This window comes from Pseudomonas neuropathica, assembly GCF_015461835.1.
GTDB classification, from domain to species: domain Bacteria; phylum Pseudomonadota; class Gammaproteobacteria; order Pseudomonadales; family Pseudomonadaceae; genus Aquipseudomonas; species Aquipseudomonas neuropathica.
This window is the reverse complement of the sequence record NZ_JACOPX010000007.1, coordinates 277540-297931: the sequence shown is the minus strand read 5'-3', so window position 1 is coordinate 297931 and position 20392 is coordinate 277540. Positions and strand designations below refer to the sequence as shown.

Sequence of the window (20392 nt, the reverse complement as noted above, 5' to 3'; positions counted from 1 at the left end):
GGCAGCGCCTACAGGGCCAAAACCTCATCCGCCCTGCCACCCGCCTGCTGGATCACCAGATGAATGAAGTGCAGCTTGGCAATCGCCGCCGCCGGCAGCACGAACGGGTAGAAATCCGGCTGGCCCATGCTCCGTGACAGTTCATTGAGCATGCCGGCCAATTCGATCCACGCATTGACGAACGACAGAAACGCCTCACCACCGGGATGCTCCGGGTCGTACAGCGTGCTGGGCGGAAACGGTTGGTAGTCGAAATCCATTTCCCGCGCGCTCATGCCAAAACCCAGTGCCGTGTCCACTGCGTCCATCATATGCAGGTAGTGCGCCCAGGTTTCCGCCCAGTCTTCCCACGGGTGCATGGTTGCGTAGGCGCTGACGTAGTGCTGTGGCCAGTCCAGCGGTGCGCCTTGTTGATAGTGACGATCAAGCGCTTCGGCGTAACTGGCGCGCTCATCGCCGAACAGGCTCCGGAACGAGCCGAGCCATGGGCCGTTGGCGATCAGTCGATCCCAGTAATAGTGGCCAACCTCATGGCGAAAATGCCCGAGCAGTGTGCGATAGGGTTCGTGCATCGCCGCCCTCACCTGCTCGCGGTGGGCGTCGTCGGCTTCCTTGATGTCGAGGGTGATCAGGCCGTTGGCGTGGCCGGTCATCGGCGCATTGCCTTCGAGGTCGACGCCGATGAAATCGAAGGCCAGCCCGGTGTCTTCATCCACGGTTTTCGGGATGACCTGTAAGCCGAGGGTAATCAATTGCGCGACGAGACGCCGTTTGGCGATTTCGACTTTGCGCCAGCGCTCAGGGTTGTCTGGATCAGACAAGTCAGGGATGGTGCGGTTAAGGCTGCAGGCGATGCACAGGCTGTCGTGATCGTTGGCCGGCAGCAGCCAGTTGCACGCGGCAGCTGTATCGAGGTTGGCGCAGCGGCGGAACAGCCCGGCTTCGGGGTCAGCGTCGAGCGTCCAGGTGCCCTCATACGGCCCCGGCTGCAGCGAGGTCAGGCGACTTTCTTCCGGTTGATAACCGAGCATGGCATTACAGGCCAGACACTGGCTGTTGCGAAAGAACAGCGACTGGCCACAGCGGCACGGCCAGACTTTGCTGTTGCGTGAGGATTCGCCCATGAACGGCGCGATGATGCGGGAACTGAGCTGCTCGAAAAAACGGTGCATGGCGATCTCTCCCTGGGGCTTGCCAAGACTAGATCATTCCTGCGGGTTGATCGTTCCAACGCTCTGCGTGGGAAAATCAAAAGATCGCAGCCTGCGGCAGCTCCTACAGGAGATCAGTGAACACCCGCTTTATCGTGGTGGAACACTAGCCCTGTAGGAGCTGCCGCAGGCTGCGATCTTTTGATCTTAAACGGCGACGCCGTGAGTTTTTAGGAAGGCGATGAAGGTTTCTTCGTCCATCACTTTCACGCCCAGTTCATTGGCCTTGGTCAATTTGGAACCGGCGCCGGGGCCTGCGACCACACAATGAGTCTTCGCCGACACGGAACCGGCAACCTTGGCGCCAAGGCTTTCCAGGTGTTCCTTGGCAACATCACGGCTCATCAACACAACCTTGCCGGTCAGCACCCAGGTCTCGCCGGACAGCGGCAAACCTTCGACGACTTTCTTCTCGCTCTGCCAGTGCATGCCGAAATCGCGCAGTTGCTTTTCGGACTCTTCAGCCAGTTGCCGATGCTCGGGCAAGGCAAAAAACTCGCGAACCGAATTGGCCTGCTTTTCCGGCAACGCCTGGCGCATGTCCAGCCAGTCCGCATTCATCACCGCTTCCAGCGAACCGAACTTGTCCGCGAGTTTCTGCGCGCCGCCGGGGCCGACCGAGGGAATGTGCAGCTTGTCGAGGAAACCACCCAGCGTGGTGCTGGCGGCAAACTCGGCACCCAGATCACCCTGATCCTGAATCTGCAGACCATGGCCCAGCAACTCAGCGATGACCTGCTGGTTATGCGCATCTTCAAAGAAGCTGTGAATCTCGTGCGCCACTTCCAGACCAACATCCGGCAGATAGGTCAGCACTTGCGGCAGCGCCTGCTGCACGCGGTCCAGCGAACCCAGCGAGCGCGCCAGGACCTTGGCGGTCTCCTCGCCGACATCAGGGATACCCAGTGCATAGATAAAACGCGCCAGCCCCGGTTTCTTGCTGTCTTCAATGGCCGCCAGCAGCTTGTTGCTCGACACCTCGGCAAAACCTTCCAGATCGACGATGTCGTCAAATTTCAGCGCATACAGATCGGCCGGTGAACTGACCAGACCTTCGTCGACCAATTGCTCCACGCTCTTGTCGCCCAGGCCTTCAATGTCCATCGCCCGACGCGAGACGAAGTGAATGATCGCCTGCTTCAGTTGCGCGCCACAGGCCAGTCGGCCGACGCAGCGATACACCGCGCCTTCGCTGACGGTTTCCTTGCCTTTGCTGCGCTTGATCAGTTGCGTGCGCTCGACGTGCGAACCGCACACCGGGCAGCTTTCCGGGATCGCCACTGGTCGTGCGTTTTCCGGGCGCCGCTCCAGCACCACTTGCACCACCTGCGGAATCACATCACCGGCGCGGCGGATGATCACGGTGTCGCCGATCATCAGGCCCAGACGCGCGACTTCATCCATGTTGTGCAGCGTAGCGTTGGCCACAGTGACGCCGGCGACCTTGACCGGTTTCAAACGAGCGACCGGGGTGACAGCACCGGTACGACCGACTTGAAACTCGACGTCGAGCAGCTCGGTGAGTTCTTCCATCGCCGGGAATTTATGCGCAATCGCCCAACGCGGTTCGCGGGCACGGAAGCCCAGTTCGCGTTGATCGGCAATGCTATTGACCTTGAACACCACGCCGTCGATTTCATACGTCAGCGAGTTACGGCGCGCGCCGATGTCGCGGTAGTAATCGAGACATTCGCCAATGCCCTTGGCCAGCTTCAGTTCGTGACTGATCGGCATGCCCCACTTCTGTAGTTGCTTGAGGTTGCCGATGTGGGTATCGGAAATATCGTGGGAGACCTGGCCGATGCCGTAGCAGCAGAATTCCAGCGGACGGTTGGCGGTGATCTTCGAATCGAGCTGACGCAAGCTGCCGGCGGCGGCGTTGCGCGGGTTGGCGAAAGTCTTGCCGCCGACTTCCAGTTGCGAGGCGTTGAGGCGCTCGAAACCGGCCTTGGACATAAACACTTCACCGCGCACTTCCAGGGTAGCCGGCCAGCCTTCGCCGTGCAGTTTCAGGGGAATGTTGCGCACGGTGCGCACGTTGACGCTGATGTCTTCGCCAGTGGTGCCGTCGCCGCGCGTGGCGCCGCGTACCAGCACGCCGTCCTGATAAAGCAGACTGACCGCCAGGCCATCGAGCTTCGGCTCGCAGCTGTACTCCACCGCCGCACCGCCACCGAACAGATCGCCGGCCGGCAGGTCCAGGCCTTCGGTCACCCGGCGATCAAATTCGCGCATGTCAGTTTCTTCGAAGGCGTTGCCGAGGCTGAGCATCGGCACTTCGTGACGCACCTGGGTGAACGCGGTCAGCGCCACGCTGCCGACGCGCTGGGTCGGCGAGTCGCTGGTGATCAATTCCGGGTTGGCCGCTTCCAGCGCTTTGAGCTCGTGGAACAACCGGTCGTACTCGGCATCCGGAATGCTCGGCTCGTCGAGAACGTGATAACGGTAGTTGTGCTGATCGAGTTCAGCGCGGAGCTCGAGAATGCGGTTTTTGGTGGCGGTCATGGGGTGTTCTCTCATAAAGCAAAAGAGCAGCCGAGGCTGCTCTTATTCATCTATCTGTGGCAGCAGAAGCAAAGATCGCAGCCTTCGGCAGCTCCTACAGAAATCGCATTCCTGTAGGAGCTGTCGAGTGAAACGAGGCTGCGATCTTTTGATCTTGGCCTTAGCGCTTCTGGGTCAGGGCGCGACGTTCGAATTCGACGATGCGCTGACGGTAGTGCTCGATGGTCTGCGCGGTCAGGACGCTGCGCTGGTCATCTTTCAGTTCGCCGTTCAGTTCCTGCGACAGCTTGCGGGCTGCCGCTACCATCACGTCGAAGGCTTGCTTCGGATGACGCGGGCCTGGCAGGCCGAGGAAGAAGCTTACCGCCGGAGTGCTGAAATGGTCGATGTCGTCCAGATCAAAGATACCCGGCTTGACCGCGTTGGCCATGGAGAACAGCACTTCACCGTTGCCGGCCATGCTTTCGTGACGGTGGAAGATATCCATCTCGCCGAAACGCAGACCGCTTTCCAGGATGTTCTGCAACAGCGCCGGGCCTTTGAAGCCTGCGGCATCACGGCAGATCACGCTGATCACCAATACTTCTTCAGCTTGTGGCTGATCCTTGTCGGCCACCGCCGGCGCAGGCTTGCTGTCTTCAGCGAAATCGTCATCACGACTGCTGAAGCTCGGGCCGCCGTCCAGATCCAGGTCGAGGTTCAGGTCGCCCTGCGCCGGACCATTGCTGCCACGCTTGCCACGTTTCGAGCCGGATTCGCGAGGCTCGCGTGCTTCGCGGGCCGGCATGCTCACCGACGGCAGATCGTGTTCGTCCAGTTGCGGCTCTTTGTGGGTGTCCAGCACGCGAGCCGGGCCCAACAGCTCAGCGCTGGTGTCCTCGTCCGGCAGGTTGGACAGACTTCGGTCAAGACGGAATTTCAGTTTTCCCTTGCCGCCGCGCATACGGCGCCAGCCATCGAAAAGAATACCGGCTATCACAATGATGCCGATGACGATCAGCCACTCGCGCAGACCGATTTCCATGTAATCCCGTGCCTCTATAAAAAATGCTGAAAAATAAGGGGTTTACATTGTGCAAACCGCTTTAAAACGTGGCGCCAACTCTATGTTCTGACAGGCGTTTTGCCCACGTATACGAAAAATTGACATTAAACTAGCACGACCAAAGACAACTTTACACCGTCTGTCTCATTTGGCTTGCGCGAATATGTCGATTGGCCAGCAAGTCGCAGTTGGTAAAAAAGTCCTACAGACCTGAATTACCTTTTCCGACACCACGCTGACTCAGGCGTCCACCATCGCCATCGCCTCCTCGACATCTACGGCTACCAGTCGCGAACAACCCGGTTCATGCATCGTTACGCCCATCAACTGCTCGGCCATTTCCATGGCGATCTTGTTGTGGGTGATATAGATGAACTGCACGGTCTGCGACATCTCTTTGACCAAGCGTGCGTAGCGTCCAACGTTAGCGTCATCCAGTGGCGCGTCAACCTCATCGAGCATGCAGAACGGCGCCGGGTTCAATTTGAAGATGGCAAAAACCAGTGCCAGTGCGGTCAGGGCTTTCTCCCCGCCGGAAAGCAAATGGATGGTGCTGTTCTTCTTCCCTGGCGGCTGCGCCATGATCGTTACCCCTGTATCGAGTAGATCTTCGCCCGTCAGTTCCAAATACGCGCGCCCGCCACCGAAAACTTTTGGGAAAAGCGCCTGTAAACCGCCATTGATCTGATCAAAGGTATCTTTGAAGCGGTTGCGGGTTTCCTTGTCGATCTTGCGAATAACGTTTTCCAGAGTCTCCAGCGCTTCGACCAGATCGGCGTCCTGGGCATCCAGATAACGTTTACGCTCGGACTGTTGCGTGTATTCATCGATGGCCGCGAGGTTGATCGCACCCAGGCGCTGAATCCGCGCGTTGATGCGTTCGAGTTCTTCTTCGGCTTCGCGTTCACTGGCTTGCGCGGTTAATGTCGCGAGCACGCCGTTAAGATCGTAGCCGTCTTCCAGCAACTGATCCTGCAAAGCCTTGCGGCGCACGGTCAGGGCTTGCCATTCCATGCGTTGCTGTTCGAGCTGGCCGCGAATCAACTGCGATTGCTGCTCGGCCTGAGTCCGGCGCTTTTCCGCGTCGCGCAATTCGCGATCGGCATCTTCCAAAGCGATCTGCGCGGTCTTCAGTTCTTCATCGACGGTCATGCGCTTGTCGAGCAGTTCTTCGAGTTTCAGGCGCAGCTCTTCCAGCGGCGCCTCGCCCTCCTCCAGATTCAGACTCAACTGTTCGCGCTTTTCGGTGAGGCGCTCGGCCTGCATTTCCAGACGCTCCAGCGCCTGACGCGTGGAGTCGTGCTGCGCGCGCAACGAGCCCAGACGCACGGCCAATTGATGGGCGTGATCCTTGTGCTGCCGCGCTTCCTGACGCACGCGATCGAGGCGTTCGCGCAGGCTGTCGCGCTGAGCCAGCAGTAACTCGCGCTGCTCGGTGTCTAGCGCCATGGCATCCAGCGCTTCCTGCAATTGCATGCGCGCTTCGCCGATCTGTTCGTGCTCAAGTTCGCGTTGTTCGCCGAGTTCGACCAGTTCTTCATCGAGACGGCTGCGACGCAAAGTCAGCTGTTCGGCCTTGGCTTTACCGGCGGACAGCTGTGCTTTCAATTCGCCCTGCTGACGCGCTTCGTCTTGCAGCAAACGACGCAAATGTTCGCGGCCGTTTTCCTGCTGACGCTGTTGCGCACGCAGGGTTTGCAGACGGGTTTCCATGGCCTCGACTGTGGCTTCTTTTTCTTCACGTTCGAGGTGCAGCGCTTCGATTTCCTGACCACGGGCGAGCATGCCGCTCTCCGCTTCGCTGGCCCGGCGCACGCGCAGGAAGTGCCGGCCGACCCAGTAACCGTCGCGGCTGATCAGGCTCTCACCGGCGCTCAACTGTCCGCGCAAGGCCAAGGCCTGCTCGAGGCTGTCGACCGGTTTGACCTGACCGAGCCACGGCGACAGATCGATCTGCGCATCAACCTTGTCGAGCAAGCTGCCGGCGACGCGCACGCCATCGCTGGCCGGGCTGAGCAGGCGTAGATCGCCCTGAGTAAAACCAGACAAATCGAAGCCGCTGAAGTCGTCGACCAGCACCGCTTGCAGATCGGCGCCGAGCACGGTTTCCACCGCCAGCTCCCAACCCGCCTCGACCTTCAGGCCTTCGGCCAGACGCGGGCGCTCGGCGAGGTTGTGCTCCTTCAGCCATTCGGCGGTGCCGGTGCCCGGATCGAGCGCGGCTTGCTGCAAGGCTTCAAGGGAAGCCAGGCGACCGTTGAGGCGCTGCAAATCGCCCTGCGCCTGTTGCTGCGCGGTCAACGCCTGCTGCAATTCCTGACGCAGTTGTTCGAGTTTTTCGACCTGCGCTTCTTCGCTGGTCTGCAAATCTTCGAGGGTCGCTTCGGACTCGGCAAGCTGCTCGTTGAGTTCCATGATCGCCGCGTCTTCAGGGTCAGCCGAGAGCAGCGCGCGCTCTTCGCCGAGACGCTTTTGCCGGTCGGCCAGACGCTCCATGCTGGTTTCCAGCTGCTGGATGCGCGACTGCTGTACTTCAGCCTGGCGGCGCGGTTCGGCGGCGGTCAGGTTGAAGGCGTCCCACTGCTCCTGCCAGCCGTGCATGACGGATTCGGAATCTTCCAGCGCTGCGGCAGCTTCTTCGGCGGCAGCGCTGGTGACTTCCTGCTCGGGGGTGAGCATGTCCAGCTCTTCGCCGAGGGTCAGCAGCAACGTACGGTCGTGGCCCAAGTGCGATTCGGTTTCGAGGCGTGCGCGCTCGGCTTCTTTCAAATCGTCCTGCAACTGCCGTAGACGTTGCTGGCCGTGCTGGATGCTCTGCTCGACCCGGGCGATGTCGCCGCCGACCGAATAGAAGCGTCCCTGCACCAGATTGAAGCGTTCGGACAGGTCATGGTGACCATCACGCAAGCGCTCAATGGCCGCGTCAGCATTACGCTGCTCGGCGACCAGCGCTTCGAAACTGATTTCCTGGGTGCCGATGATCGACTCGCGCTGACCGACCTGATCGTTGAGATCCTGCCAGCGCAAGGCCGACAGTTGCGCCTTGAGCTGACGCTCCTCGGCCTTGAATTCCTGATACTTCTTCGCCGCTTCGGCCTGACGGTGCAGGCGTTCGAGCTGACGCTCCAGTTCTTCGCGCAGGTCAGTCAGACGGGCAAGGTTTTCGTGGGTGCGGCGGATACGGTTTTCGGTCTCGCGGCGGCGCTCCTTGTACTTGGAGATGCCGGCGGCTTCTTCGATGAAGTTGCGCAGGTCTTCGGGCTTGGATTCGATCAGCTTGGAGATCATCCCCTGCTCGATGATCGAATAGCTGCGCGGGCCCAGACCGGTGCCGAGGAAGATATCGGTGATGTCGCGACGACGGCACTTGGTGCCGTTGAGGTAATACGTGGTCTGGCTGTCGCGGGTGACTTTGCGGCGAATCGAGATTTCCGCGTAGGCCGCGTATTCGCCCAGCAAGGTGCCGTCGGAGTTGTCGAAGACCAGCTCGATACTGGCCTGACTCACCGGTTTACGGCTGGTCGAGCCATTGAAGATGACGTCGGTCATCGACTCGCCACGGAGGTTCTTCGCCGAACTTTCGCCCATCACCCAGCGTACGGCGTCGATGATGTTCGACTTGCCGCAACCGTTCGGCCCGACGACTGCCGCCATGTTACTGGGGAAGTTCACCGTGGTCGGGTCGACGAAGGATTTGAATCCCGCCAGTTTGATGCACTTGAGCCGCACGCTTAGGCAACCGTCAGGGCGGAAACCACCAGATCGCAGCTGCGCTGGGCGTAAGCCGTCAGCACGATGCGGATCTGCGGCAAATCACGGGCGAGCACGGCGGCGAGCAGGCGTTCGAACAGTTCGAGGAACTCGCTCATTGAAGCCTTGCGCTGTTCGAGGGCGAGGAAGTAGGCGCGGCTCATGGCCGGTTGCAGGTTCTCGACGGTCTCTTGTAGGTACGGGTTGTTGGCGAACGGATAGGCAGCGCGCATTACGGCGAAGCTGTCGTCGACGAAGCTGCGGATATCCTGACGCTCGTAGCTGGCGGTCAGGCGCTGCTGAATCTGCACGAACGGCGCCATGTCCGACTGCACTTGCCAGCCATTGGCCACCGCGTTGCCGAGCAGAATGTACAGCTCGCTCATCAACGTGCACAGGCTCTGCACCTTGTGCGGCGTCAACTCGGTGACGTGCGCACCACGGCGCGGCAGGATCGCGATCAGGTGGCGGCGCTCAAGGATCAGCAAGGCTTCACGGACCGAACCGCGGCTGACATTCAGTGCCAGCGTGACCTTCTGTTCCTGGATGCGCTCTCCCGGCTTCATTTCGCCACGAATGATGCGTTCGGCGAGGTGGTGAGCGATTTGCTCGGCGAGGCTGTCCGGCGCCTTGAACGTCATGGTTGTCCTTCAAACTCTATCGATCTGCACAAGCGGCGCAGTGTAGCGCAAATGCAGGCTCATGGCGGAGTGCCCACTCAGCGGTTTTTGGCACGATTCCCGCAAAAAAGCAGGGGATCCAATGAGGGTCAATACTGAATAGACACGTTGTTGATCGACGAAATGCTTTTTCCTGACCTTTAAGTCAGAAAACCATTGACCGAAAAGTCAGACCTGCTAAATTCGGTTCACGTCGGTTAACAACAATAATGAGTCTGCGAGGCCTTCCGTGATCCAGTTTTTACTTAACCAGGAACTCCGTAGCGAGCACGCCCTGGACCCGAATCTGACTGTGCTCAATTACCTGCGTGAACACGTCGGCAAATCCGGCACCAAAGAAGGTTGCGCCAGCGGTGACTGCGGCGCCTGCACCGTAGTAGTCGGCGAGTTGCAAACGGATGACGCTGGCCGCGAACACATTCGCTATCGCAGCCTCAACTCGTGCCTGACGTTCGTGTCGTCGCTGCACGGCAAACAACTGATCAGCGTCGAAGACCTCAAACACCAAGGCGAACTGCACAGCGTGCAAAAAGCCATGGTCGAGTGCCACGGCTCGCAGTGCGGTTTCTGCACCCCCGGTTTCGTCATGTCGCTGTTCGCCCTGCAAAAGAACAGCGATGCACCGGATCACGCCAAGGCCCACGAAGCGCTGGCCGGCAACCTCTGCCGCTGCACCGGCTACCGGCCTATTCTGGCCGCTGCCGAGCAATCCTGCTGCGGCAAGCAACCCGATCAGTTCGATGCCCGCGAAGCGGAGACCATCGCGCGCCTCAAAGCCATCGCCCCAACCGATATCGGCGAACTCAACAGCGGCGACAAGCGCTGCCTGGTGCCGCTGACCGTCGCTGATCTGGCCGATCTCTACGACGCTTACCCACAAGCGCGCCTGCTCGCTGGCGGTACCGATCTGGCGCTGGAAGTCACCCAATTCCACCGCACCCTGCCGGTGATGATCTACGTCGGCAACGTCGCGGAAATGAAGCGCATCGAAACCTTCGATGACCGCATTGAAATCGGCGCCGCCACTGCCCTCTCCGACTGCTACGAAGCGTTGAACGCCGAGTACCCGGACTTCGGCGAACTGCTGCACCGCTTCGCCTCGCTGCAAATCCGCAATCAGGGCACCCTCGGCGGCAACATCGGCAACGCCTCGCCGATCGGTGACTCGCCACCGCTGCTGATCGCCCTCGGCGCGCAGGTCGTGCTGTGCAAAGGCGAAACTCGCCGCACCCTGAACCTGGAAGATTACTTCATCGATTACAAAGTCACGGCCCGTCAGGAAAGTGAATTCATCGAGAAGATCATCGTCCCGCGCGCCACGGCAGAACAACTGTTCCGTGCCTACAAGGTCTCCAAGCGTCTGGACGACGACATCTCCGCCGTCTGCGCCGCGTTCAACCTGCGCGTCGAAAACGGCGTGATCACCGATGCACGCATGGCTTTCGGCGGCATGGCCGCGATCCCGAAACGCGCTGCCCACTGTGAAGCCGCGCTGATTGGTGCGCCGTTCACCAACACGGTGGTCGAACGCGCCTGCGCCGCGCTGGCCGAAGATTTCACGCCGCTCTCGGACTTCCGCGCCAGCAAGGAATATCGCCTGCTCAGCGCGCAGAACCTGCTGCGTAAATACTTCATCGAACTGCAAACACCGCACATCGAGACTCGGGTGACCGCTTATGTCTAACCATCACGGCGTAGAAAAAACCCAGGCTAAACTGGCTGAACTGTTCGCCAAGGATCTGACCTCTGGCGTCGGCCGCAGCGTCAAGCACGACAGCGCCGCCAAGCACGTGTCCGGTGAAGCGCAGTACATCGATGATCGCCTGGAATTTCCCAACCAGTTGCACCTGTATGCACGCATGTCGGACCGCGCCCACGCAAAAATCATCAGCATCGACACCTCGCCTTGCTACGCCTTCGAAGGCGTGCGCATTGCGATCACCCACGAAGACGTGCCGGGCCTGAAAGACATCGGCCCGTTGATGCCGGGCGATCCGCTGCTGGCCATCGATGACGTGCAGTTCGTCGGTCAACCGGTGCTCGCGGTGGCCGCGAAAGATCTGGAAACCGCGCGCAAAGCCGCGATGGCGGCGATCATCGAATACGAAGATCTCGAACCCGTGCTCGACGTGGTCGAAGCCCTGCGCAAGCGCCACTTCGTCCTCGACAGCCACACCCACCAGCGCGGCGATTCAGCTTCTGCGCTGGCAACCGCTGAACACCGCATTCAAGGCACGCTGCACATCGGCGGTCAGGAACACTTTTATCTGGAGACACAAATCTCCTCGGTGATGCCGACCGAAGACGGCGGCATGATCGTTTACTGCTCGACGCAGAACCCGACCGAAGTGCAAAAGCTGGTCGCCGAAGTGCTCGATGTGTCGATGAACAAAATCGTCGTCGACATGCGCCGCATGGGCGGTGGTTTCGGTGGCAAGGAAACTCAGGCGGCCAGCCCGGCGTGCCTGTGCGCGGTGGTCGCGCACCTCACCGGCCAACCGACCAAGATGCGCCTGCCGCGCGTCGAAGACATGCTGATGACCGGCAAGCGTCACCCGTTCTACGTCGAATACGACGTCGGCTTCGACAGCACCGGGCGCCTGCACGGGATCAACATGGATCTGGCCGGCAACTGCGGCTGCTCGCCGGACCTGTCCGCGTCGATCGTTGACCGGGCGATGTTCCACTCCGACAACTCGTACTACCTCGGCGATGCGACCATCAATGGTCACCGCTGCAAGACCAACACCGCGTCGAACACCGCTTACCGTGGTTTCGGTGGCCCGCAAGGCATGGTCGCGATCGAAGAAGTGATGGACGCGATTGCCCGTCACCTGCACCTCGACCCACTTGCCGTGCGCAAGGCCAACTACTACGGCAAGACCGAACGCAACGTCACCCACTACTACCAGACCGTCGAGCACAACATGCTCGAAGAGATGACCGCCGAACTGGAAGAAAGCAGCCAGTACCACGAGCGCCGCGAAGCCATTCTTCGCTACAACGCCAACAGCCCGATCCTGAAAAAAGGCCTGGCGCTGACCCCGGTGAAATTCGGCATTTCCTTCACCGCCAGTTTCTTGAACCAGGCCGGCGCGCTGATCCACATCTACACCGATGGCAGCATCCACCTGAACCATGGCGGCACCGAAATGGGTCAGGGCCTGAACACCAAAGTCGCGCAGGTCGTGGCCGAAGTGTTCCAGGTCGAAATCGATCGTGTGCAGATCACTGCGACCAACACCGACAAGGTGCCAAACACCTCGCCGACGGCAGCGTCCAGCGGTGCAGACTTGAACGGTAAAGCGGCGCAGAACGCGGCGGAAATCATCAAGAAACGCCTGATCGAATTCGCTGCGCGTCACTACAAAGTCACTGAAGAAGACGTTGAATTCCACAACGGTCACGTGCGTGTTCGCGACCATATCCTGACCTTTGAAGCGCTGATCCAGCAGGCGTATTTCAATCAGGTGTCGCTGTCGAGCACTGGCTTCTACAAGACTCCGAAAATCTACTACGACCGCAGCCAGGCCCGTGGTCGTCCGTTCTACTACTTTGCCTTCGGCGCGGCGTGCTGCGAAGTGATCGTCGACACCCTGACCGGCGAGTACAAGATGCTGCGCACCGACATTCTTCACGACGTCGGCGCCTCGCTGAACCCGTCCATCGACATCGGTCAGGTAGAAGGTGGCTTCATCCAGGGCATGGGCTGGCTGACCATGGAAGAGCTGGTCTGGAACAACAAAGGCAAGCTGATGACCAACGGCCCGGCCAGCTACAAGATCCCGGCCGTGGCGGACATGCCGCTGGACCTGCGGGTGAAGCTGGTGGAAAACCGCAAGAACCCGGAAGACACGGTGTTCCATTCCAAAGCGGTCGGTGAGCCGCCGTTCATGCTCGGGATTGCCTCGTGGTGTGCGATCAAGGATGCGGTGGCGAGCCTGGGTGATTACCAGCATCAACCGCAGATCGACGCGCCGGCGACACCGGAGCGGGTGTTGTGGGGCTGTGAGCAGATGCGCCAGCTCAAGACCGTGAAAGCGGTCGAAGCTGAGACCGAGCTGGCTCCGCTTTAGAACCGAGGCGCGGCCATTCGCGAGCAAGCTCGCTCCCACAAGGATTTGTGCTGACTGTTGGACTTGTACAAATCCAAATGTGGGAGCGAGCTTGCTCGCGAAGAAGCCCGAACAGACAACGATGTTGTAGGGGTGAATTATGTACAACTGGATCGACGCCCTCGCCGACCTGCAGAACCAGGGCGAGCCCTGTGTGCTGGTGACGATCATCGAAGAACTCGGCTCGACGCCACGCAACGCCGGCTCGAAAATGGTCATCAGCGCTAATCAGAGTTTCGACACCATCGGTGGCGGGCATCTGGAATACAAAGCCATGCAGATCGCCCGCGAGATGCTCGCCAGCGGCAAGCAGGACACTCATCTGGAGCGCTTCAGCCTCGGCGCCAGCCTGGGCCAGTGCTGCGGCGGCGCCACCGTGTTGCTGTTCGAACCGATGGGCCAGGTGCAGGCGCAAATCGCCGTGTTCGGGGCCGGCCATGTCGGCCGCGCCTTGGTGCCGCTGCTCGCCAGCCTGCCCTGCCGGGTGCGCTGGATCGATTCGCGCGAGGCCGAATTCCCCGAACACATCCCCCACGGCGTGCGTAAAATCGTTTCCGAAGAGCCTGTGGATGAAATCGATGACCTGCCCGCCGGCAGTTACTGCATCGTCATGACCCATAACCATCAGCTCGACCTTGAACTCACTGCCGCGATTCTCAAGCGCAACGACTTCGCCTACTTCGGCCTGATCGGTTCGAAGACCAAACGCGCGAAGTTCGAACACCGTTTGCGTGATCGCGGTTTCGACAGCGGCGTCGTGCAACGCATGCGCTGCCCGATGGGCATCGGCGAAGTCAAAGGCAAACTGCCTGTGGAAATCGCCATCTCCATCGCCGGCGAAATCATCGCCACCTACAACGCCAACTTCGGCCAGCAGACTGCCAACGCCGAACCGATTGCCAAACTGCTGCCAGTGTCGCGGCGCAGTCAGGCCACCAAACTCAAAGCCTCAAACTGATTAGAGAACCCTCATGCCTCTGACTCGCAAAGCCTACCGCGCCGCCATCCTGCACAGCATCGCCGACCCCGCCGAAGTCGGGATCGAAGCCTCCTACGAATATTTCGAGGACGGCCTGCTGGTGGTCGATGGCGGCAAGATCAGCGCCCTTGGCCACGCCAGTGATTTGCTGCCGACCCTGCCAGCGGACATCGAAATCGAGCATTACCAAGACGCGTTGATCACCCCGGGCTTCATCGATACCCACATTCACTTTCCGCAAACCGGCATGGTCGGTGCCTACGGCGAGCAATTGCTCGACTGGCTGAACACCTACACCTTCCCGTGCGAAAGCCAGTTCGGCGACAAGGCCCACGCCGACGAAGTCGCTGACATTTTCGTCAAGGAGCTGCTGCGCAACGGCACCACCACCGCACTGGTGTTTGGCAGCGTGCACCCGCAATCGGTGAACTCGTTATTCGAAGCGGCCGAAAAGCTCGACCTGCGCATGATCGCCGGCAAGGTGATGATGGACCGCAACGCCCCGGACTACCTGACCGACACCGCCGAATCGAGCTACGTCGAAAGCAAGGCGCTGATCGAGCGCTGGCACGGCAAGGGCCGCCTGCACTACGCGGTCACCCCACGATTCGCCCCGACCAGCACCCCGGAACAACTGACCCTCGCCGGGCAACTGCTGACCGAATACCCGGATCTGTACATGCAGACCCACATCAGCGAAAACCTCAAGGAAATCGAGTGGGTCAAGGAGCTGTTCCCGGAGCGCAAGGGCTACCTCGACGTTTACGATCACTACAAACTGCTCGGCGAGCGCTCGGTGTTCGCCCACGGCGTGCACCTGTGCGACGACGAATGCGCACGACTGGCGGAAACCGGCTCGGCGATCTCGTTCTGCCCGACCTCGAACTTCTTCTTGGGTAGCGGCCTGTTCAACCTGCCGATGGCCGAGAAGCACAAGCTCAATGTCGGTCTGGGCACTGACGTCGGCGGCGGCACCAGTTTCTCGCTGCTGCAGACGCTGAACGAGGCGTACAAAGTGATGCAACTGCAAGGTGCGCGACTGAGTCCGTTCAAGTCGCTGTACCTGGCGACCTTGGGTGGCGCGCGGGCGCTGCGTCTGGAAGACAAGATCGGCAACCTGCAACCGGGTTCCGACGCCGACTTCCTGGTGCTGGATTATAACGCCACGCCGCTGCTGAGCTACCGCTTGAAGCAGGCCAACAACATTGCCGAGTCGTTGTTTGTGTTGATGACGCTGGGGGATGACCGCACGGTGCAGCAGACGTATGCGGCGGGGGCATTGGTGCATCAGCGCTAAGCTTTCCCAAGGCATAAAAAATCCCCCGGTGGTGTTACCCCGGGGGATTTTTTGTTGCCTGTCAGATCGTCTTCGCGAGCAAGCTCGCTCCCACATGGGAATGCATTTCAAATGTGGGAGCGAGCTTGCTCGCGAAGGGGTCGACTCGGTATCAGCTTAGAGCTTGGCCGCTGGACGCCCCGGCTTCTTGGTCTGCAACAAATGCGAGAACACTGCATGCAGATCATCCGACGCGCCTTCCTCGTCGAGGTTGAGCTTGCTGTCGATGTGATCCATGTGATGCATCATCAGATTCACCGCCAACTCACCGTCGCGCTTCTCGATCGCGTCGATCAACTGGGTGTGTTCGTCGTACGAGCAGTGCGAGCGGTTGCCGCTTTCATACTGGGCAATGATCAGCGACGTCTGCGAAACCAGGCTGCGCTGGAAGCTGATCAACGGAGCGTTCATCGCCGCTTCCGCCAGTTTCAGGTGGAATTCGCCCGACAGACGAATACCGGCGCCGCGATCGCCACGGGAGAAGCTGTCGCGCTCATCGTTGACCATCTGCCGCAGCTCGGCGATCTGCTCGGCGGTGGCGTGTTGCACGGCCAGTTCGGTGATTGCGCGTTCGACCAGACGGCGGGCGAGAAACACCTGACGGGCTTCTTCAACGCTCGGGCTGGCAACCACGGCGCCACGGTTCGGCCGCAACAGCACGACGCCTTCATGGGCCAGACGCGAGAGCGCGCGGCGAATGATGGTGCGGCTGACCCCAAAGATTTCCCCCAGCGCTTCTTCGCTCAACTTGGTGCCGGGCGCCAGACGCTGTTCGAGGATGGCCTCGAAGATATGCGCGTAGACAATATCGTCCTGGGTTCCGCTGCGGCCGGCTTTGCCTGCTCGCGGTTGTTTCTTGAGGGGTTGCAACTGTTCGTTCATGGGCACTCGAGTCGGGAGAACTGCGGCGAATAGACCGTGACTGTAATACGGCACAGTAGGTCGCTGGCAAGTATCGCGTAAAAAACAGCGCGATTGTACACAATGGAAGGTGGCAACACGACTGTACGGCTGTTTGTGACTTCCGCTGTATTGCAACGATCCGTTACGTTTGAGTTTAGGCTTGTTCGCAGAATCCGCCGCCAGAACACCGCCCCCCCTGTAGGAGCTGCCGAAGGCTGCGATCTTTTGACTTTGATTTTAAGAAGCAAGATCAACAGATCGCAGCCTTCGGCAGCTCCTACAAGGGTTTGCGTCATGGCGGACATCTTCATTGGTATAAGGAACACCGCCGTCATGAACGACGCCACGCACACTCAACTGCGCCCACTGGCCGACACATCACCGTCGGCGATCGTCGCGGGATTCATCGCGATGATGACCGGCTACACCAGCTCGCTGGTGCTGATGTTCCAGGCCGGGCAAGCGGCGGGCCTGACCAGCGGGCAGATTTCTTCGTGGATCTGGGCGATCTCGATCGGTATGGCGGTCTGTTCGATTGGTTTGTCGCTGCGTTATCGCACGCCCATCACCATCGCCTGGTCGACCCCCGGCGCAGCGTTGTTGATCACCAGCCTCGGCGGCGTGAGCTATGGCGAGGCCATCGGCGCCTACATCACCTGCGCCGTGCTGGTGACGATCTGCGGCCTGACCGGCAGCTTCGAACGCCTGGTGAAAAAGATCCCCGCGTCACTGGCGGCGGCATTGTTGGCAGGGATTCTGTTCAAGATCGGCAGTGAAATCTTCGTCGCCGCGCAGCACCGCACCGGGCTGGTGCTGGGGATGTTCTTCACTTATCTGCTGATCAAACGCCTGTCGCCGCGTTATGCCGTGCTCGCCGCGCTGCTGATCGGCACCGCGCTGTCAGGCTTTATGGGTCTGCTCGACTTCAGCGGTTTTCATCTGGAAGTGGCGACACCGGTGTGGACCACCCCGCACTTCTCGCTGGCGGCGACCATCAGCATCGGCATTCCCCTGTTCGTGGTCGCGATGACCTCGCAGAACATGCCCGGCATCGCCGTGTTGCGCGCCGACGGTTACAACGTCCCGGCTTCGCCGCTGATCACCACAACCGGCATCGCTTCACTATTGCTGGCGCCGTTCGGCTCCCACGGTATCAACCTCGCAGCGATCAGCGCGGCAATCTGCACCGGGCCGCACGCCCATGAAGATCGCAACAAGCGCTACACCGCTGCGGTGTGGTGCGGGATTTTCTACGGGATTGCCGGGGTGTTCGGCGCCACGTTGGCGGCGTTGTTTGCAGCACTGCCGAAGGAACTGGTGCTGTCGATTGCCGCGCTGGCGCTGTTCGGTTCGATCATCAATGGTTTGAGCATTGCCATGGCCGAGGTGAAGGAACGGGAGGCGGCGCTGATTACCTTTATGGTCACGGCGTCGGGGCTGACGCTGTTTTCCATCGGTTCGGCGTTTTGGGGGATTGTGGCGGGGGTTTTGACGTTGGTGATTTTGAATTGGCGTAAAGCTTAAGGTCAAAAGCCCCTCATCGGAACGCCGCCCGCCTATCCCTCTCCCGGAGGGAGAGGGGACTGACCGAGGTGCTTGGAAGACATACGCCGACGTGGGATACCGAGTCGAACTCAGGCTTTGAAAAGCCCACAAGTCGGCTCCCTCTCCAGGGGGAGAGGGCTGGGCGGGCGGCGTTCCGATGAGGGGTAGATTCACCGCCAAACCAAAGCGAACGCCCTCACGCAGACGAAAAAAAACGGCGACCCGAGGGTCGCCGTTTTTTCAGTATCACTTAGCCGCGTTGATCGGCTTTTCCGGATACCAAACGTCCAGCAGCGGGCTGATTTCAGCCTTGGTCAGCTCGGAACGGTTTTTCAGCCAGGCTTCAACGGCAGCGCGCTGCTCTTCGTTGACCGAGCCACGCTTCTGCAGGCATACCAGACCGAAGTCGTCGCCGCCCACATAACCCAGACCATTGGCTTCCATGGCTTCTTTGATGAAGGCTTCGAGGAAAGCGTCAATGGCTTCTTCGGACAAGTCTTCTTTGAAGTCCAGGTTCAGTTCGAAACCCAGCTCTTGAAATTCATCAACGCACAGTTTTTTGCGCAGACGCTGGGAACGGTTAGTCGCCATTGGAACAATCCTCTTAAGTATTAACGGCCGGCACTTTACCAGTTTAAGCCGCCGATTGCCCGACTCTCTGGCCCCTGAAGCCGACCGCCTGTAAAAAAATAACGTATTGGCCGGCCCGGACAAGGCACAAGCTGTAACACCTTGGGGCATAATGCCGACACTTTCATGACCGCTGAGGGCTTTTTCATCCATGTCCTCGTTATTTTCCCCTCGACTGTAGGGTTTTATTTCATATGATCAAATCGTTGCGTCCTCTGTTTCTAGCCGGCCTTCTTTTGCCCCTGGCCCTGCCTGTTTCCGCTGCCACCATCAATACTTCCCTCACCCCGAATGTCGAAAAAGCCCTCAAGGCGAGCAAATTGCAGCCCAGCGCCCTGTCGCTGGTGATGGTGCCGCTGGACGGCCCGGGCACGCCGACCGTGTTCAACGCCGACGTGTCGGTCAACCCGGCCTCGACCATGAAACTGGTGACCACTTACGCGGCGCTGGAAATGCTCGGCCCCAACCATCAGTGGAAGACCGAGTTCTACACCGATGGCGACCTGAACGGCGGTATCCTCAACGGCAACCTCTACCTCAAGGGCGGCGGCGATCCAAAGCTGAACATGGAAAAGCTCTGGCTGCTGATGCGCGACCTGCGCGCCAACGGTGTGACGCAAATCACCGGTGATCTGATCCTCGACCGCAACTTCTTCGTGCAGCCAGTGCTGCCGGAATTCAACGATGACGGTAATGACGAGAACAAACCGTTCCTGGTCAAACCCGACTCGCTGCTGGTCAACCTCAAGGCTCTGCGTTTTGTTGCCCGTAACGATAACGGCCGGGTGCTGATCTCGGTTGAGCCGCCGATTGCCAGCGTGCGTATCGAAAACACTGTCAAAGCGCTGCCTTCCAAACAATGCACCGGCGGCGTGCGCTACAACCCAGTGCCGCAGGCCGATGGCAGCGTGACCGTGACCGTGGCCGGCCAGTTGGGCGAAGGTTGCAGTTCGCAGACTTATCTGTCGCTGCTCGACCACGCGACCTACACCGCCGGCGCCGTGCGCGCCATCTGGAAAGAACTGGGTGGCAGCATTCAGGGCAAGGATCGTCTGGCCTCGACCCCGAGCAACGCCAAACTGCTCGCGCGTGCCTACTCGCCGGATCTGGCGGAAATCATCCGCGACATTAACAAATACAGTAACAACACCATGGCTCAGCAGTTGTTCCTGAGCCTGGGGCAGAAATTCCGCAATGACGCCGACGGCGACGACGCCAAGGCAGCACAGCGTGTGGTGCGTCAGTGGATGGCGAAAAAGGGCATCACCGCGCCGCATCTGGTGATGGAGAACGGCTCTGGATTGTCGCGCGCCGAACGGGTCAGCGCCCGCGAGATGGCGAGCATGCTGCAAGCCGCCTGGCACAGCCCGTACGCCGCCGAGTACATCAGCTCGCTGCCGATCGCCGGCACCGACGGCACCATGCGTAAACGCCTGAAAACCACGGCGATGCGCGGTGAGGCTCACGTCAAGACCGGCACCCTGAACACCGTGCGCGCGATCGCCGGCTTCAGCCGTGATGTGAATGGCAACACCTGGGCAGTGGTGGCGATCCTCAATGACAAGGCACCGTTTGGGGCATCGTCAGTGCTGGATCAGGTGCTGCTGGATCTGTACAAACAGCCGAAACTGGCGCAGACCGCTTCGGTCCTCTGATCACCGCGCCCCCCTGTAGGAGTGAGCCTGCTCGCGAT

General features: G+C 60.1%; 13 protein-coding genes. 6 read left to right on the top strand and 7 right to left on the bottom strand.

The features are described 5' to 3' along the window. Positions 1-8: 8 nt before the first annotated feature. The 5 genes from H8F23_RS12500 to H8F23_RS12480 all read right to left on the bottom strand — a co-directional run bounded on the left by H8F23_RS12500 (position 9) and on the right by H8F23_RS12480 (position 9152). Positions 9-1172 carry a zinc-binding metallopeptidase family protein gene (locus H8F23_RS12500; protein ID WP_194934559.1) on the bottom strand — a complete coding sequence of 388 codons (1164 nt, stop codon included), beginning with the start codon at positions 1170-1172 and terminating at the stop codon, positions 9-11. A 186-nt stretch (positions 1173-1358) separates the two neighbouring features. Beyond that, a complete protein-coding gene (gene ligA / locus H8F23_RS12495; protein WP_194934558.1) occupies positions 1359-3716 on the bottom strand; it encodes an NAD-dependent DNA ligase LigA in 2358 nt (785 codons plus the stop codon). 160 nt (positions 3717-3876) lie between these two features. Next, complete coding sequence (zipA, locus tag H8F23_RS12490; RefSeq protein ID WP_194934557.1) at positions 3877-4740, bottom strand: cell division protein ZipA; 864 nt, start codon at positions 4738-4740, stop codon at positions 3877-3879. A 261-nt stretch (positions 4741-5001) separates the two neighbouring features. Then, positions 5002-8490, bottom strand: coding sequence for a chromosome segregation protein SMC (smc, locus tag H8F23_RS12485; protein ID WP_194934556.1), 3489 nt, complete (start codon positions 8488-8490; stop codon positions 5002-5004). A 2-nt stretch (positions 8491-8492) separates the two neighbouring features. Beyond that, positions 8493-9152, bottom strand: coding sequence for a GntR family transcriptional regulator (locus tag H8F23_RS12480; RefSeq protein WP_034152853.1), 660 nt, complete (start codon positions 9150-9152; stop codon positions 8493-8495). A gap of 268 nt (positions 9153-9420) precedes the next feature. Between H8F23_RS12480 and xdhA the strand changes: the two genes are divergently transcribed. The 4 genes from xdhA (at position 9421) to guaD (ending at position 15582) form a co-directional block, all read left to right on the top strand. After that, on the top strand, positions 9421-10875 hold the full coding sequence (gene xdhA, locus H8F23_RS12475) for a xanthine dehydrogenase small subunit (protein WP_194934555.1): 1455 nt from the start codon (positions 9421-9423) through the stop codon (positions 10873-10875). Continuing rightward, the gene (xdhB, locus tag H8F23_RS12470; RefSeq protein ID WP_194934554.1) at positions 10868-13267 is read left to right on the top strand and encodes a xanthine dehydrogenase molybdopterin binding subunit; all 2400 of its coding nucleotides are present in this window, start codon (positions 10868-10870) and stop codon (positions 13265-13267) included. Before xdhA ends, xdhB begins: the two co-directional genes overlap by 8 nt. A 139-nt stretch (positions 13268-13406) precedes the next feature. Further along, on the top strand, positions 13407-14264 hold the full coding sequence (xdhC, locus tag H8F23_RS12465) for a xanthine dehydrogenase accessory protein XdhC (protein WP_194934553.1): 858 nt from the start codon (positions 13407-13409) through the stop codon (positions 14262-14264). 13 nt (positions 14265-14277) lie between these two features. Then, positions 14278-15582, top strand: a complete 1305-nt coding sequence (gene guaD, locus H8F23_RS12460) for a guanine deaminase (RefSeq protein WP_194934552.1) — start codon at positions 14278-14280, stop codon at positions 15580-15582. A 156-nt stretch (positions 15583-15738) separates the two neighbouring features. Here the strand turns inward: guaD and H8F23_RS12455 are convergent, their stop codons facing one another. Next, positions 15739-16503, bottom strand: coding sequence for a GntR family transcriptional regulator (locus H8F23_RS12455; RefSeq protein ID WP_007918375.1), 765 nt, complete (start codon positions 16501-16503; stop codon positions 15739-15741). A gap of 354 nt (positions 16504-16857) precedes the next feature. Between H8F23_RS12455 and H8F23_RS12450 the strand changes: the two genes are divergently transcribed. Next, entirely contained in the window at positions 16858-18048 is a 1191-nt protein-coding gene (locus H8F23_RS12450) for a benzoate/H(+) symporter BenE family transporter (RefSeq protein WP_194934551.1), read from the top strand. Between the two features lie 267 nt (positions 18049-18315). On the opposite strand, the gene H8F23_RS12445 is transcribed toward H8F23_RS12450, so the two are convergent. After that, positions 18316-18660 (bottom strand): YggL family protein, encoded by a 345-nt coding sequence (locus H8F23_RS12445; protein ID WP_095189455.1) that lies wholly within the window; start codon positions 18658-18660, stop codon positions 18316-18318. Positions 18661-18893: 233 nt separating this feature from the next. Here H8F23_RS12445 and dacB point away from each other — a divergent pair, with 233 nt between their 5' ends. Then, a complete protein-coding gene (dacB, locus tag H8F23_RS12440; RefSeq protein ID WP_194934550.1) occupies positions 18894-20354 on the top strand; it encodes a D-alanyl-D-alanine carboxypeptidase/D-alanyl-D-alanine endopeptidase in 1461 nt (486 codons plus the stop codon). Positions 20355-20392: the final 38 nt, after the last annotated feature.